This is a genomic window from Brevundimonas sp. (genome assembly GCF_035627055.1).
Lineage (GTDB): Bacteria > Pseudomonadota > Alphaproteobacteria > Caulobacterales > Caulobacteraceae > Brevundimonas.
In genome coordinates, this window is record NZ_DASPMM010000014.1 from 1 (window position 1) to 15308 (window position 15308).

General features: G+C 69.9%; 13 protein-coding genes and 1 tRNA gene. 9 read left to right on the top strand and 5 right to left on the bottom strand.

The window, feature by feature from the left end; genetic code table 11:
• Positions 1–223: 223 nt before the first annotated feature.
• Positions 224–315, bottom strand: a tRNA-Ser gene (locus tag VEA98_RS06055).
• Positions 316–460: 145 nt separating this feature from the next.
• Here VEA98_RS06055 and VEA98_RS06060 point away from each other — a divergent pair.
• From VEA98_RS06060 to VEA98_RS06075, 4 genes are read left to right on the top strand one after another with little or no spacing between them, the layout of a single operon-like run.
• The gene (locus VEA98_RS06060) at positions 461–2029 is read left to right on the top strand and encodes an exopolysaccharide biosynthesis polyprenyl glycosylphosphotransferase (RefSeq protein WP_324811774.1); all 1569 of its coding nucleotides are present in this window, start codon (positions 461–463) and stop codon (positions 2027–2029) included.
• 13 nt (positions 2030–2042) lie between these two features.
• Entirely contained in the window at positions 2043–3494 is a 1452-nt protein-coding gene (locus VEA98_RS06065) for a lipopolysaccharide biosynthesis protein (RefSeq protein ID WP_324811776.1), read from the top strand.
• Positions 3491–4429, top strand: a complete 939-nt coding sequence (locus VEA98_RS06070; RefSeq protein WP_324811778.1) for a glycosyltransferase family A protein — start codon at positions 3491–3493, stop codon at positions 4427–4429. Before VEA98_RS06065 ends, VEA98_RS06070 begins: the two co-directional genes overlap by 4 nt.
• Positions 4429–5370 (top strand): glycosyltransferase family 2 protein, encoded by a 942-nt coding sequence (locus tag VEA98_RS06075; protein ID WP_324811780.1) that lies wholly within the window; start codon positions 4429–4431, stop codon positions 5368–5370. Before VEA98_RS06070 ends, VEA98_RS06075 begins: the two co-directional genes overlap by 1 nt.
• A gap of 78 nt (positions 5371–5448) precedes the next feature.
• On the opposite strand, the gene VEA98_RS06080 is transcribed toward VEA98_RS06075, so the two are convergent.
• Both VEA98_RS06080 and VEA98_RS06085 read right to left on the bottom strand, forming a co-directional pair.
• Positions 5449–6150, bottom strand: coding sequence for a hfsB (locus tag VEA98_RS06080; protein ID WP_324811785.1), 702 nt, complete (start codon positions 6148–6150; stop codon positions 5449–5451).
• Between the two features lie 61 nt (positions 6151–6211).
• Positions 6212–7654, bottom strand: a complete 1443-nt coding sequence (locus tag VEA98_RS06085; protein WP_324811787.1) for a chain-length determining protein — start codon at positions 7652–7654, stop codon at positions 6212–6214.
• Between the two features lie 123 nt (positions 7655–7777).
• Here VEA98_RS06085 and VEA98_RS06090 point away from each other — a divergent pair, with 123 nt between their 5' ends.
• Positions 7778–8536 (top strand): polysaccharide biosynthesis/export family protein, encoded by a 759-nt coding sequence (locus VEA98_RS06090; RefSeq protein ID WP_324811790.1) that lies wholly within the window; start codon positions 7778–7780, stop codon positions 8534–8536.
• On the opposite strand, the gene VEA98_RS06095 is transcribed toward VEA98_RS06090, so the two are convergent.
• Positions 8533–8835 (bottom strand): sel1 repeat family protein, encoded by a 303-nt coding sequence (locus VEA98_RS06095; protein WP_324811793.1) that lies wholly within the window; start codon positions 8833–8835, stop codon positions 8533–8535. The genes VEA98_RS06090 and VEA98_RS06095 overlap by 4 nt on opposite strands.
• A 379-nt stretch (positions 8836–9214) precedes the next feature.
• Between VEA98_RS06095 and VEA98_RS06100 the strand changes: the two genes are divergently transcribed.
• The 4 genes from VEA98_RS06100 to VEA98_RS06115 all read left to right on the top strand — a co-directional run bounded on the left by VEA98_RS06100 (position 9215) and on the right by VEA98_RS06115 (position 14742).
• Positions 9215–9838 carry an RcnB family protein gene (locus VEA98_RS06100; protein ID WP_324811797.1) on the top strand — a complete coding sequence of 208 codons (624 nt, stop codon included), beginning with the start codon at positions 9215–9217 and terminating at the stop codon, positions 9836–9838.
• A 162-nt stretch (positions 9839–10000) separates the two neighbouring features.
• Positions 10001–10906, top strand: coding sequence for an RcnB family protein (locus tag VEA98_RS06105; RefSeq protein ID WP_324811800.1), 906 nt, complete (start codon positions 10001–10003; stop codon positions 10904–10906).
• A 105-nt stretch (positions 10907–11011) separates the two neighbouring features.
• Entirely contained in the window at positions 11012–13234 is a 2223-nt protein-coding gene (locus tag VEA98_RS06110; protein ID WP_324811803.1) for an RNA degradosome polyphosphate kinase, read from the top strand.
• Entirely contained in the window at positions 13234–14742 is a 1509-nt protein-coding gene (locus tag VEA98_RS06115) for a Ppx/GppA phosphatase family protein (protein ID WP_324811806.1), read from the top strand. Before VEA98_RS06110 ends, VEA98_RS06115 begins: the two co-directional genes overlap by 1 nt.
• A gap of 4 nt (positions 14743–14746) precedes the next feature.
• On the opposite strand, the gene VEA98_RS06120 is transcribed toward VEA98_RS06115, so the two are convergent.
• On the bottom strand, positions 14747–15304 hold the full coding sequence (locus VEA98_RS06120) for a hypothetical protein (RefSeq protein WP_324811808.1): 558 nt from the start codon (positions 15302–15304) through the stop codon (positions 14747–14749).
• Positions 15305–15308 lie beyond the last annotated feature (4 nt).

Sequence of the window (15308 nt, forward strand, 5' to 3'; positions counted from 1 at the left end):
CGATGATATACTTGATCAATGTCACATATATACTTGAGCAAGGCACATGTCGTTACATCAAGCGCCGAATATTACATTGTGGATATTGTATTAGGCGCAATACTTCCTTACGCCGGACGTGTCCCCGCCAGATGGGCTGTCCATGAAGCGCTTGGTCGCACCACGCGGGTCACAGGATGTCGCTGACCTTGGGGGGGCAGCGTTGAGCATCTTGGGAAGGTGATGGCGGAGACGGAGGGATTCGAACCCTCGGTACCCCTTACAGGGTACGACGATTTAGCAAACCGTTGCCTTCAGCCACTCGGCCACGTCTCCGGCAGGCGGCGTGGATAGCGGAGCGCGCGGGCGGGCGCAACGGGTCTTGCAAGGCGCCGTGGCGGGATCGCGGGGCTCCACTGTTAACACGACAGTGAGAGGGGCCGTGCAAGGTGGCGGAGAACCCCGTCCGTGCGAGCCGATATTGACCGACGCCGCGAGCCGCCTTTCGTTCGATGCCGATCCGGGCCTGGCCGGCGGTCTCGACGTGCCCGGGCTGCAGGCGCTCGCGCAATCGATGTCCGTCGACCGGGATGGCGCGGCCGCCGCGCGCCGCGGCCCGTTCCGCCCCGAGGTCTGGCTGAACGCCCGGCAGCGGCACGCGTCACGGCTGGCGGCGCACTATTTCCGGGCCTTCGACGTGATCGCGGTGACGGCGGTGACCCTGCTTTGCGCCTGGGCGTCCAGTCCGGGGCCGCTGTTGCACGCGGACGTCTCCCAGTTGGCGCCGTTCGCCCTGGGCGGCCTGACCGTACTGGCCCTGATGCGGTCGCTGGGCCGGTACCGTTTCGCCCGTGGACAGAAGACATCGCTGCACCTGGCGTCAGTGGCCGGGATCGTTGCGGCCGGCGCCGTCGTCGCCATGGCCGCGGGCTGGGCGCTGCAGGGCGCCGCCGCCCAGTGGTCGGCCTGGCTGATCTGGAGCGGCCTGGTTCTGATCAGCCTGTACGCCCTGCACATGGGTTGGAGCGACACGGTCGGGCGTTGGCGGGCATCGGGCGCGCTGACCCCCAACATCGTGCTGGTCGGCGCAACGCGGCGGGCGGAAAGCCTGATCCGCGAGGCGCTGAAGCGGCGCGACCTGAATGTGCTGGGCATCTTCGACGACCGGCTGGCGCGCTCGCCGCGCGCCATCGAGGGCGTTCCGGTGCTCGGCACCGCCGACGACCTGCTGACCCACAAGATGACGCCCTACGTCGACCGGGTGGTGCTGGCCATCGACCCCAAGGCCGAGGCCCGGGTGCGCGAGCTGAACGCGCGGCTGCGGACCCTGCCCAACGAGGTCACCCTGCTGGTCGAGCCGAACGGCGAGGCCGAGACCCGGTCGGCGCTGGACCGGCTGGCGGCGGCCCCGCTGGCCGATGTCTCCGGGCCCGTGGACCACGACCGCCGCGCCTTCAACAAGCGGCTGCAGGATCTGGTGATGGGGCTGATCGCCCTGGTGCTCCTGGCGCCCGTGATGGCGCTGATCGCCCTTGCCATCCGCCTTGACAGTCCGGGCCCGATCTTCTTCCGCCAGCGCCGGCACGGCTTCAACCACGAGGAGATCGTGGTGTGGAAATTCCGCTCCATGAAGCAGGAGGCCGCCGACGCCACGGCCAGCCGGCAGGTCACCCACGACGACGACCGGGTCACCCGCGTCGGCCGGTTCATCCGCAAGACCAGCCTCGACGAACTGCCGCAGCTGCTCAATGTGATCACCGGCGAGATGTCGCTGGTCGGGCCCAGGCCGCACGCCATCGGCATGAAGACCGGCCACGTCGAGAGCGCCCGCCTGGTCGCGGAATACGCCCATCGGCACCGGATCAAGCCCGGCATGACCGGCTGGGCCGCGGTCAATGGCTCCCGCGGCCCGCTGCATACAGCCCAGGACGTCCGCACGCGGGTCCGGCTGGATATCGAGTATGTCGAGCGGCAGTCGCTGTGGCTGGACCTGTGGATCATGGCCGTCACCGTGCCGGTCCTGCTCGGCGACCGGGCCTCGGTACGATGATCCGGAGGCGCTGATGTTCTGGCGCGGCGTCTGGGGCTATCTGCCGGCCAATATCGTCCAGGGGGTGGTCGGCTTCCTGTCGATCGTGCTGTTCACGCGGCTGCTCAGCCCCGAGGATTTCGGCCGCTACGCCCTCGCCTTCTCGGTCATGACCCTCGCCCATGTGGCGGTGTTCAGCTGGCTGGAGGCGGCGATGGCCCGCTTCTGGGCGGCCCAGCAGCCGGGGGCGGCGACCCAGGGTCATTTCGCGTCCCTCTACCGCACAGCCTTTGTGCTGAGCCTCGCCTTCCTCGTGGTCGCGGGCGTCGCGGTCTGGCTCTGGCCGACCGATTCCCTGTTCAAGATCGCCCTGGCGGCGGGACTCGCCGGCGCGCCGGCGCGAAGCCTGGTCAAGCTGGCCCAGGAACGGTTCCGCGCCGCTGGCGAGGTGGCCAAGGCGGCGTGGCTGGATATCACCGTCACCATCGGCGGCCTGGCCATCGGGGTCGGCTTCGCCCTGACCGGCTGGGGCGGCGCCGCGCCCTTGCTGGGCCTCGGGCTCGCGCCGCTGGCCGCCCTGCCATTCGTCCTGCCGGGGGAGCTGCGCCAGGCGCGCGGCGGCGGCTTCGAGCCGGATCGGGTGCGCAGCTATGCGGTGTACGGCTATCCGATCGCCGCGTCCCTGGCCCTGACCGTGGTCCTGTCCTCGACCGACCGGTTCCTGCTCGCCGCCTTCATGGACGAGGCGGCGGTGGGCGCCTATCACGCCGGCTATTCGATCGCCAACCGGACCCTGGACGTGCTGTTCCTGTGGCTGGGCTCCGCCGGACAGCCGGCCCTGGTGATGGCGCTGGAGCGCGGCGGGGCGGACCGGCTGAAGGCCGCGGCGCGCGAACAGCTGTCGACCTTCCTGCTGATCGGCCTGCCGGCGGCCGCGGGTGTGGCGCTGGTGGCCCGCCCGTTGGCCGAGGTGCTGATCGGCGAGGACCTGAGGAGTGCGGCGGCGAGCATTACGCCATGGATCGCCCTGTCGGCCCTGCTCTACGGGCTGACCGCCTATTATTTCGGTCAGGCCTTCACCCTCGGCAAGAAGACGAAGCATCTGCTGGCCGCCATGGCCATTCCGGCCGGGATGAACGTGGTGCTGAACCTGATCCTCGTACCGCGCTTCGGCCTGATGGGCGCCGCCTGGGCGACGGCCGCGAGCTTCGGTCTCGGCCTGCTGGCGACGCAGATGATCGGGCGACGCGTGATGGCGCTGCCGATCCCGTGGGACAGTCTGGTGCGCTGCTCGGTGGCCACCGGCGTCATGGCTCTGGTCGTGGCGCGGCTGCCGGCGATCGGCGGCCTGTCGGAGCTGATGCTGGACGCCACGGTCGGGGGCGTGGTCTACGCCGCCGCCGCCCTGACCCTGAACGCCGCCGGCGTGCGCGACGTGGCGATGCGATTGCTGGCGCAGGCGCGCGAGCGGAGGGCGACGGCGTGAGCGCCCGGGCCAAGGTCATCGACAACGCCGCCTGGAAGCGCGCCCGGCCGGCCCTGTCGGTGCTGACGCCGTTCCTGCGCGACGACCCGTCCGTACTTCTCGCCCTGCTCGACGAGGAGGCGGCCTCGGTCGGCGGCGCGGTCGAGGTCATCGTGCTGGACGACGGCACCCGGGACGCGGCCCTGACGGCGCGGCTGAGCGATCAGATCAGGGCAATGGCCCTGCCCGCCCGGCTGATCACCCTGCCCGCCAACGAGGGACGTTCGATCGGCCGCAACCGGTTGGCGGCGGCGGCGCGCGGCGGCAGCCTGCTGTTTCTCGACAGCGACATGCGGCCCGACCACCGGCGTTTCCTGCGCGACTGGGCCGAGCTGGTGGCGCGGGAGGATCCGGCCGTGGCCTTCGGCGGATTCTCCTTGTTGCAGGCCCCGACCGACGCCCGCTTCGCCGTTCACCGGGCCATGGCGGCCAGGTCCGAATGCGTGCCGTATATCGAGCGGGCGCGGCAGCCCGAGAAATACGTCTACACCTCCAACCTGCTGGTCCGCCGCGACGTGTTCGAGGCCGAGGCCTTTGACGCGGGCTTCACCGGCTGGGGCTGGGAGGACGTGGAGTGGGCGATGCGCGTGTCGCGCCGCTTCCGCGTCGTGCACCTCGACAATGCGGCGACGCATATGGGGCTGGACACGGTGGCCTCGCTGGCCGGCAAATACGAGCAGTCAGCCCCGAATTTCGCCCGTATGGCCGCCCGGCATCCGGAGATCGTCGCCGGCTACCCAAGCTACAGGGCGGCGAAGCTGCTGAAGCGCCTGCCCGGCCTTCCCTGGCTGCGCCGACGGATGCGCCGGACAGCAGAGACGGGGTGGCTGCCTGTGGCCGCGAGGGCCTTTTCGCTGCGGCTCTATCGCGCCGCCCTCTATGCGGACGCAGTGTGATGGCCGACGTTGCGATCATCGTCCCGACCCTGCGTCGGCCGGAAAGCCTCGAGCGGGCGCTCCGCTCGCTGTTCGCCCAGACCGGCGTCGCGGACAGACTGTCGGAGATCGTGGTGGTGGATAACGACCCGGCGGGCTCCGCAGCCCCGGGCGTCGAAGCGCTGCGCCGGTTGGCGCCGTGGCCGCTGGTCTATGTCCACGCCGCGCGGCCGGGCGTGGCCACGGCGCGCAATGCCGGATTGGCCGCCACCCGCGCCCCGCTGATCGCCTTCCTTGATGACGACGAGGCGGCCTCGAGCGGATGGCTGGCGGCTCTTCTGAAGGCGCGGGAGATCACCGGCGCCGATGCGGTGTTCGGGCCGATCACGGGCCGCGCGCCGGAGGCCGTTCCGTGGCTCAAACCCTACCTGGAGCGGTTCTTCGGACGGGAAGGCCCCGCGAGCACCGGTCTGATCGACACCCCGTACGGCTGCGGCAATTCGCTGATGCTGCGGGCCACCGCCCTCCCCGGCCCCGCCCCGTTCGACGCCGCCTCCGACCAGGCCGGCGGCGAGGACGATGTCCTGTTCGCGGCGCTACAGTCTCGCGGCGGCCGCTTCGGCTGGGCCGCCGAGGCCAGGGTGGAGGAGTTCGCGCCCGCCCACCGCGCGACGCTGAAATACGCCCTCGCCCGCGCCTTCGCCTATGGGCAGGGCCCAAGCCAGACGGCGGCGGCGAGCCGCGACTGGCCGGCGGTGCTGCGCTGGATGATCATCGGCGCCGGCCAAGCGGTCGTCTGGGGCGCCGGCGCGGCGGTGCTGGCGCTGATCCGCAGCCCGAAGCGTGCAGACCTCTACGACCGCACGGCGCGCGGCGTCGGCAAGCTGCTCTGGATGAAGGGCTTGGAACCGCATTTCTACGGCGCGCGGGAGCTGGCCAGGCTGGAGGCCGTGAAGGCCTAGGCCCCGGAACGGCGGCGCGGTTGGCGCCCCGGGTTCAAGGACCCCGCCACGGCCGCCCCGCCGGGAACGCCTTCCGAGCTAGCCCGTCAGACGCTTCAGGAACGCCGGCGGCCTGTAGGTCGAGCGGTTGACCACCACGCCGGCGATCTTGCCGCCCGCCGCCTCGATCTCGTCGCGCAGGATCAGCGGGTCGCCCGCCGCCGTGCTCTCGGCCGCCACCACCAGCACGGTGGCGTCGACGAACGGGGCCAGGGTGATGGCCATCGAATTGCGATCCGCGGCGGGGCTGTCGATCACCACCGTGTCGGCGTGCCTGCGCAGCGCGTCCCAGTAGCGGGGGTCGGCCAGCGCCTCGGCCCGCTGGCCGGACCGCAGGTGCTCCGCCGCGAAGCGGGTCACCCACAATCGGCCGCCGAGGCAGGGGCGCGCCGTCAGCAGCCGCGCCGGATGCACCGGCTTACCGGTCCGGTCGGTGATCCGGGGCGTGACCGCGAAAAAAGTCGAGCCGTCGGGCGTGGCCATCGCCGCCTTGCCCAGCGCGCCGAAACGGTCGGCTTCGCCCGCGACCGCCTCCAGCTGCCCCTGCTGCGCCAGGTCGGCGTCGATCAGCCAGACCGGGCGACGGGCGCGAACCGCCGAGAGGCGGGCGTATTCGCGCGCCACGGTCGAGACCCCCTCGCCCGAATTGGCGGCGGCGATCTGGATCACGCGTCCGCGATGGCCCGGCGCCGGACCCAGCGCCGCCCAGAGGGCGGCCATTTCGGATGTCAGATCGACCATCGAATCGCTACGCGCCCGGCTACAGGCCCCTACGCTACCATGACGGGCGCGGGCGCGCGCATCACCGGGCCTTCATCGGCGCGACGGCGAGCACGGGCATCTCCAGCGTGCGGCCCGTCGAGGCGGGTGTGACGTAGCCGCGGCGGGTAAACACTCTCAGGAGGCCAACGCACAGGGCGGTGAATCCGGCGAACAGGAAGACCAGCGCCAACAGCGGGGCCTTCAGGCTGGTGCCCCTGGTCGGCGCCTCCGCGCGCTCGATGACGGTGACGTTGTCCGCGCCGGCGGCGACGAGGGCGCTGTCGGCCTGGGCGGCGGTCTCGCGCTGCTGGAATTCGCGGATGTAGTTGGTCAGGACTTCCCGGTTGCCGAACAGGTTGGCGTTGGTCGACTCCAGCCGGGTCAGTTCGCCCAGCCGGTCCCGGGTCTGCGCCAGCTGCCGCTCCGCGACAGCCAGACGGGCGGCCAGCCCGTCCCGGTCGGCGGCGGCGTTGATGCGGGCCGTCTCGATCTCGGTGAAGATGGTGCTCGGCCCGGTGCGCACTTCCTTGGCGCCCACGGTCGTGCCTGTGGCCACAAAGGCCTGCAGATCGGCGATCTGCTGCTCGATGTCCTTCACTGGCTGGGCGTCGGGCGTGTAGCGCGACAGCAGCGCCTCGCGCTGGGTGCGCAGTTGCAGGATCTGGTCCTGGGCCGAGACGTTGAGGTCCTGCTGCAGCACGACCTCGGCCGGCTGGCGGGCGAGCTGGGCCTCAAGCGTGCTCAGCCGCTGCGTCGCCTGATTCAGCTGGGCCCGCAGCGACAGCACCTCGGTCAAGGTGGTCTGGTAGACGGCCGCCTGCGCCGCCTTGGCCGTGGCGAAATCGCCGATGTCGTTGGAGGCGATGAAGGCGTTGTACGTGGCGTCGGCCTCCGCGAGTTCGCCCTCGAATGCTTCCCGCTGGGCGGCGATCGCCGGCGTGGTGCGGTCGCGGAAGACCGTGCGGCGCTGAACCAGATACTGGTCGATGATCGTGTTGAGAATCTGCGCCGCCTTCACCGGATCGTCCGCGGCGTAGGACACCGAGATGATGGCGCTGCCGGCCGTGGTGCCGACGCCGAGGCTGCTGTCGAGCACCTTGAGGGCGGCGGCCTCCTTCGCGGCGGTCGTGCCCGTCGCGTCGGGGCCGAGGATCGCGTCGGCCCCGAGGGCCCTCACCGCCCTGCGCTTGACCTCGAGGCTGCCGAGGATCTGCGCCTCGGACAGGGCCACGGCGTCGGCTTCGAGAGGCTGGCCCCGTTCGCTCGTCCCCACGCGCGGCTGGTAGACGTATTCCTGGCCCGCGCCCGCATAGACGCTGGCGTTGGCCGTGTAGGACTTCTTGAGAGTCAGCACGGCGGCCGTCCCGAGCGCGAACACCAGCAGGAAGATGACCACCATCAGCAGCAGCTCGCGGAACAGCAGGCCCACGACATCGACGAAGCCGTAGCGCGGGCGGACTGTCGTGTAGGCCGTCGTGCGCATGCGGGCGGGCTGATTCCATCAACTGGACTGAACAGGACCAGCCTTGGGCCAGCGGCGTTAACCATCGGTTACGCATAAGCGGCGACGCTGGCTTGAGACCTCGATTCTGGGAACGCGTCCGCCATGTCCATCGACCGCCGCCTGCTGCTACTGGGCCTCGCCGGCGCCGGCGGGGCGCTGGTCGCCGGCTGTGGCGGTGGGGACTACGGCTCGCGCATGCCCCGGCCGATGGCGTCTGGCGCCGATCGGGTCCGCGAGGTCGGTCGGACCTCCTTTCCCGAGATCGGCTTCGCCGACTGGACCGAAATGGAACCGGAGTACGTCCTCTACCCCGGGGACGAGATCGAGATCGCCACGCCGACGGCGGTGGAGCTGACCCGCACCCAGAGAATCGGGCCCGACGGCCGCATCTCGCTGCCGTTGGTCGGACAGATCATGGCCGCGGACCGCACCATCGCCGAGGTCGAGGCCGACGCCGCCGCGGCCTTCGCCAGCCAGTTGCGCCGCCCCGTCGTCGAGGTGACGCTGAAGACCGCGGGGCCGATCCGGGTCTGGGTCGGCGGCGAGGTGCGGACGCCGGGCATGATCGAGATGAATGGGGATCTGGACGCCTATCAGGCCATCATCCAGGCCGGCGACTTCCTGCCCACGGCGCGGCCGCAGGAGGTGGCGCTGATCCGGCGCGGTCCCGGCGGCGTGCGCATGATGCGAGCGGTCGATCTGCGGCCCCGGCGCGGCGAGGTCGTGGCTCTCAGGCGCGGCGACATCATCTTCGTGCCGCGCTCGAACCTGGGCGAGGTGGCGAACTTCGTCTCACTGTTCCGCAACGCCCTGCCGATCGGCTTCAGCTACGCGATCGGCGGGCAGTACCAGCAGTTCTAGGCCGCGAGCCGGACCACGCCGGCGTCGATCCAGCGGCGGGCCGCCTTCTGGGCCTCGGCGATCTCGTCCTGCTCCATTTCCTGGCTCATCTCGCGGCGATACACGCGCGCCTCGATGGAGCCCTTCATGGCAGCCAGGTTGAAGATCATGTGGGCCGAGACGCGGTCCATCGGGCAACCGCCCTGGCCGCTCGAATACATCATGCCCAGACGGAACAGGTCGTCTCCGCTCATGTCGGCCGTCGGCAGGGGCAGGCCCTGCTCTTCGTTGGTCGTCGGCGCGGTTTCTTGCGCGATCATCACCGTATCTCCCGAACCGGAGCCTTTCTGGCCCCGCCCTCTGACACGAATGAAATACCCGCGGTTTGAAGTTAAAGTTAACAGCAACGGCCCGAAAGCGGCCTTTTCGGCCAGGATCGAGAGAATAACCTCGGGCGTAAAGACCTATGAAATCTCTTGGAAATCTCTGATTCAGGTGCGCTAACGAAGAGTCACCGCCGAGCTTACGAAAGGTTACCTTGCCGGCCCGGCGCTCACGGCAGGGCGCACTGCCCAGGGTCCCCTCAAACTCCAAAGCTGACAGAGGCGTTCAGGCGCAGTTCATCACCGTGGCGGGACGGTGGCCCATGCTTAACGGGCCGGTTTCGCTTTCCGTCCCGCCTTGTGGATGGAGAACACAATGAACCGCTTGACCCGGGCCGCGATTATCGGCCTGGCCCTGGCCACGACGGCGGCCCCGCTCGCCGCCGAGGCCCAGAGCCGCCGCGATCGCCAGGAACGCCGCGACGACCGTCGGGAGCACCGACAGGATCGCCGGGAGGATCGCCGCGAGTACCGTCAGGAACGCCGTGACGATCGCCGTGACTGGCGCCAGGGCGACTACGACAGCCCGCGGGACTATCGCCAGGACAGGCGCCAGGATCGGCGGGAGTTCAGAGAGGAGCGGCGCGACGACCGCCGCGACTTCCGCCAGGATCGACGGCAGGATCGCCGCTGGGATCGCAGCAATCGCGACTGGTGGCGCGGCCGCGACGACTTCCGCGACTATCGGGGCGCCCGCAACGGCTACTGGTACGCGCCGAGCTACGGCTACTACCGCGTCGAGCCACGCTACTACGGCTACCGCTGGGAGCGGGGCGGCTACCTGCCGTCGTCCTACCGCGGCTATTATGTGCGGGATCCCTATGTCTATGGCCTGGGCCCGGCCCCGCGCGGCTACCGCTACGTCCATGCGGGCGGCGACATCGTGATGATCGCCATCGCCACCGGTCTGATCGCGAGCGTCCTGCACGACGTGTTCTAGATCGGTCCGCATGGCTGCACGCAGACGCCCCGCTGGTCCGCCGGCGGGGCGTTTTCGTGTCGGATCGCCGCCTTGGCCGCATTTCGTTCAGTCACGGTTCATGATCCGGACGCGACCTTGCAGGCAAGCCGTCTGACAGGGGCGTGCAGGAAGAAAACGAGAATGAAACGCTCATTGATGGTCGCCGCGGCTCTCGCGGCTTTCGTCGTGCCGGCGGCCTCGCCGCTGACCGCCCTGGCCCAGGACCAGGTGTTGCAACCGTCCCGGCAACGGGGGGAAGCCCGCCAGGAGCGGCGCGAGAGCCGCGCCGAGTCCCGGACGGAACGCACGACTCCCCCGGCGCCGCGGACAGAAGCCCCCGCGCGCCCGGATCGCCCCCAGGACCGGCAGGAGCGGCGTGAGCAGCGTCGCGACGACCGACAGGAGCGGCGCGAGACGCGGCCCGATCGGCCGGCCCGTCCCGAGGTCCGGCAGGACCGCCGCGAGGACCGGCAGGAGCGCCGGGAAGATCGCCGTGACGACCGTCGCGAGCGCAGGCAGGATCGGCGCGACGACCGCCCGAACCGTCCCGACCGGCCGCAGGACCGGCAGGATCGTCGGGAAGATCGCCGCGACAATCGCCAGGAGCGTCGGGAAGACCGCCGTGAGAACCGTCAGGATCGACGGGAGGACCGTCAGGAACGCCGGCAGGATCGGCGCGAGTACCGCGAGTTCCGCCAGCGCTTCAACGGCGACAACTGGCGGCGCGACTGGCAGCGCCGTCACGGCCGCGACTGGTGGCGCAATGATCGGCGCTGGCGCGGCTATAGCGGCCTTCGCATCGGTTTCTATTTCGCGCCGGGCTACGGCTACTACAATGTCCCGCGCAACTACTGGGGCCAGCGCTGGCATGTCGGCGAGTACCTGCCGTCGATCTTCTGGCGCTACAGCCTCGACGACTGGCGCACCTACGGCCTCGGTTATCCGCCCGAAGGCACCCGCTGGGTGCTGGTCGACAACAACATCTATCTGATCGACCAGTTCGACGGCTACATCATCGACGTCATCTACGACGCCTGGAGCTGGTAAGCCGGCTGCGGATGGATGAAGCGCCGGCCGATCATCCGATCGGCCGGCGTTTTGCCGTTCGCGACCGAGGTTGCGGCGGCGTCCCCGGCGCGTCAGAACCGGGGCATGAGCGACGCGGCGATCAATGACACGACCCGGGGCGAGGAGGTCCCGTCCTCGCGTGCGCCGCAGCTTGGGCTGTCCGAGGCCCTGCTCGCCTCACCGTCCCGCTTCTTCAATCGCGAGATTTCCTGGCTGAAGTTCAATGGCCGCGTGCTCGAGGAAGCCGCCAACCCCGCCCATCCGCTGCTTGAGCGCCTGCGCTTCCTGTCGATCTCGGCCAATAATCTGGACGAATTCTTCATGACCCGCGTCGCCGGCCTCAAAGGCCAGGTGCGCGAGCGGGTCCGGGTGCTTTCGGCCGACGGCCTGACGCCGGCGGAGCAACTTGAGCGGGTCAGCGTCGCCGCCGGCAGGCTGATGGACGAGCAGCAGCGGCGCTGGCGCAAGCTACGCAAGGAACTGACGGCCGCCGGGATCGAGGTGGTCGATCCGGCGAAGATCACCCGCACCGAACGGGAGCGGCTGGAGCCGGAGTTCCTGAGCCAGCTGTTCGCCATCCTGACGCCGATGGCGATCGACCCGGCCCATCCCTTTCCCTTCCTGCCCAATCTCGGTTTCTCGCTGGCCCTGAAGCTGAGGCGGCGTTCGGACAACCGGACCCTCTACGACCTCGTGCCGGTGCCGACGCAGGTGAAGCGGTTCTGGCCCCTTGCGACCGACGGCCGTTCGACGCCTGGGCGCAAGCGCTATGTGGCGCTTGAGAGCCTGCTGATGCTCTTCATCGACCATCTCTTCCCCGGCTGCGATGTCCTGGAGCGCGGGGTGTTCCGGCTGATCCGGGACAGCGACATCGAGATCGAGGAAGAGGCCGAGGATCTGGTTATGGAGTTTGAGGAGGCGCTGAAGCAGCGCCGCCTCGGCTCGGTGGTCCGCATCAAGATCGAGGCCTCGATGCCCGACGACCTGCGCACCTTCATCACCAACGAGCTGGACGCCGCGCCGCAGGACATCGTGCTGGTCGACGGCATGCTCGGCCTGGCCAAGGTTTCCGACCTGATCCCCACCGGACATCCGGACCTCAAATTCTCCGGCTACGAGCCGCGCTACCCCGAGCGAGTCCGCGACAACGGCGGCGACATCTTCGCAGCCGTGCGGGAGAAGGACATGCTGATCCACCATCCGTTCGAGAGCTTCGACGTGGTGGTGCAGTTCCTGCGGCAGGCGGCGCGCGACCCGCACGTGATCGCCATCAAACAGACCCTCTACCGGACCTCGCGCGACAGCCCGATCGTGGCCGCCCTGATCGAGGCGGCGGAAAACGGCAAGAACGTCACCGCCCTGGTCGAGATCAAGGCCCGCTTCGACGAGGAGGCCAACCTGAGATGGGCCCGGGCCATGGAGCGGGCCGGCGTCCACGTCGTCTTCGGCTTCGTCGAGTACAAGACCCACGCCAAGCTCAGCGTCGTCGTCCGGCGCGAGGGCGAGGCCCTGAAGACCTACTGCCACTTCGGCACCGGCAACTACCACCCGGTGACCGCGCGGGTTTACACCGACCTGAGCCTGTTCACCTGCAATCCGGTTCTGGGCCGCGACGCCTCGCGCGTGTTCAACTACATCACCGGCTACGCCACGCCGGACGAGCTGGAGGCGCTGGTCGTCTCGCCTCTGAACATGAAGGAGACCCTGATCGACCTGATCGGCCACGAGATGGCCGCGGCGGCCAAGGGCAAGCCGGCCGCGATCTGGGCCAAGCTGAACTCGCTGGTCGACCCGGGAGTCATCGACGCACTGTACCGGGCGAGCCAGTGGGGCGTGCGCATCGAACTGATCGTGCGGGGCATCTGCTGCCTGCGCCCGGGAGTGCCGGGCCTGTCCGAGAATATCCGGGTCAAGTCGATCGTCGGCCGCTTCCTGGAGCACGCGCGGATCGTCGCCTTCGCCAACGGCCGAGACCTGCCGCACGACAAGGCGAAGCTGTTCATCTCCTCCGCCGACTGGATGACGCGCAACCTCGATCGCCGGGTGGAGCTGATGACCCCGGTTCTCAACGCCACGGTGCACGACCAGGTGCTGGATCAGATCATGGTGGCGAACCTGAAGGACGACGCCCAGAGCTGGGTGCTGGACGCCGACGGCGACTATCGTCGCGTCACGCCCGCCGATCCCGAACGGCCGTTCTCGGCGCACAAATATTTCATGACCAACCCCAGCCTGTCGGGCCGCGGACGCAAGGTGAAGACCCTGCCCGGCCACCTGAGCTACGAGCCGTCGCGGAAGAAGCGTTGATGCCCGAGGCACTCGTCGCCGCTCTCGGCACGCCCCGCGAATTCGCCGCCATCGACATCGGCTCCAACTCGGTGCGGATGGTCCTGTATCGGCTGGAGGGCCGAGCCGTCTGGACCGTCTTCAACGAAAAGGTGCTGGCCGGTCTCGGCCGCGACCTCGCCTCGACCGGCCGCCTGTCGGAAGACGGCGCGGCGCAGGCGCTGACGGCGCTGAAGCGCTTCGCCGCGGTGATCGACGGGGTCCGGCCGGCCCGCACCTTCGTCGCAGCCACGGCTGCCGTGCGGGACGCCGCCGACGGCCAAGCCTTCTGCGAACGGGTGGCGGCGGAGACCGGCCTGGTCATCCGGGTGCTCTCGGGCGAGGAGGAGGCCCGTTACGCCGCCCTGGGCGTCATCGGCGGCATGCCGGAGGCGCGCGGGGTCGCCGCCGATCTCGGCGGGGCCAGCCTGGAGCTGGTCCGGATCGGCGACGGGGGAGTCGGGCGCGGCGTGACCCTGCCGCTCGGGCCGTTCTCGCTCACCCGCGATAAACCCTTCGACGTCGACGCGCTGCGCGAGGTCATCGCCAAACGGCTCAAGCCTGCCGGCGAATTCACGACCGACACCCTCTACGCCGTCGGCGGCGCGTGGCGGACGCTGGCGCAGGTGCACATGGGCCATGTCCGTTATCCGCTCCACATCGTGCACCAGTATGTCATGGAGGCCGGAGAGGCGCGCGACATCGCCCGCCTCGTCGCCCGGTCGTCGAAAGCCTCGCTGGAGAGCTGGAAGGGGCTGTCCAAGAAGCGGGCCGAGACCCTCCCGCACGCAGCCCTGGTGCTGGAAGGGCTGATCGACCGCCTTGGGCTGGAGCGGATCGTGCTGTCGGCCTGGGGCGTACGCGAGGGCCTTCTCTATGAGGCGCTCGATCAAGAGACCGTGGCCGCCGACCCGCTGCTGGCGGGATGCACGGCTCTCGGCGCGCGGCAGGGCATTTCACCGGGGCTGCCGGGCGCCCTGTTCGGCTGGATCCAGCCCGTCGTCGCCGCCCTGCCTCGGTCTTTCGGCCGGGAGCGGGATCTGACGTTGGCCGACGCCGCCTGCCGGCTGGCCGACCTCGGGGCGCGGCTGCACCCCGACCACCGGGTCGAACTGGCCTTCGACCAGGTCCTGCGGGCGCCGATCCCCGGCCAGACCCATGCCGAACGGGCTTGGCTCGCCACCGCCGTCAACGCCCGCTACGGCGGCGGCGCGGCCACGCCGGAGCCTGACACCGTCGTGCGGCTGCTGACGGAGGAGCAGCGCACCACGGGGCGCGCGCTGGGTCTCGCCATTCGCCTGGCCTGCGACCTGTCGGGCCGTTCGCCGCAGTTGCTGGTCAATGCCCATCTGGCCGTGACGGACGGCGTGCTCGTCCTGACCGCCTCGGAAGGGTACGCCGATGTCCTGCTGGGCGAGCAGACCCGCCGGCGCGGCAAGGCGCTGGCCGAGGCCATGGGCCTGAAGCTGGATATCCGCAGCGGCGGCTGAGACGTCAGTCGCCCATCCACCAGGTCATGCGGACGCCGTCGAGGGTCTGGCCGCCCGCCCTGAGGCGCCCCGTCATGACCACGCCGTCGCCGCCGAGGTTACGCCGCGCCGTGGCCAGCGCCCCCGGGTCGAGGCGGCCTTCAAAGCTCACCCGCCCCAGCTCCGGCGACTGTCCCGAGAAGCTGACGGCGGTGTCGCTGACCGCGTAGGAGGTCGGCAGCACCCGGGCGGTGACGCTGCGCGCCTCGCCGAGTTCGGTCTGGACCATCGCGCTCGTCGTATCCTCGAACTCCAGCATAAGGGGAGCGAAGGTGGCGCTGCGCGTCCCGCCCTCCCAGTCCTGGAAATCCGCCGTCTGGCCGACGAACAGGTGATGCAACCGCCATTTGCCGGCGGCCGCCTCGCCGACCGGCAAATAGTAGCCGGACAGGTCCGAGGTCATGGCATGGGCGAAGCCGGGCGCCGGCGGGGACGGGGCGTCGCCGGGCGGCGTCGGAGGTTCGCAGGCGGCGACGGCCAGGGCAGAGAGCGCCGCGACGATGGTCAGATGTCTGATGCGCATTCGG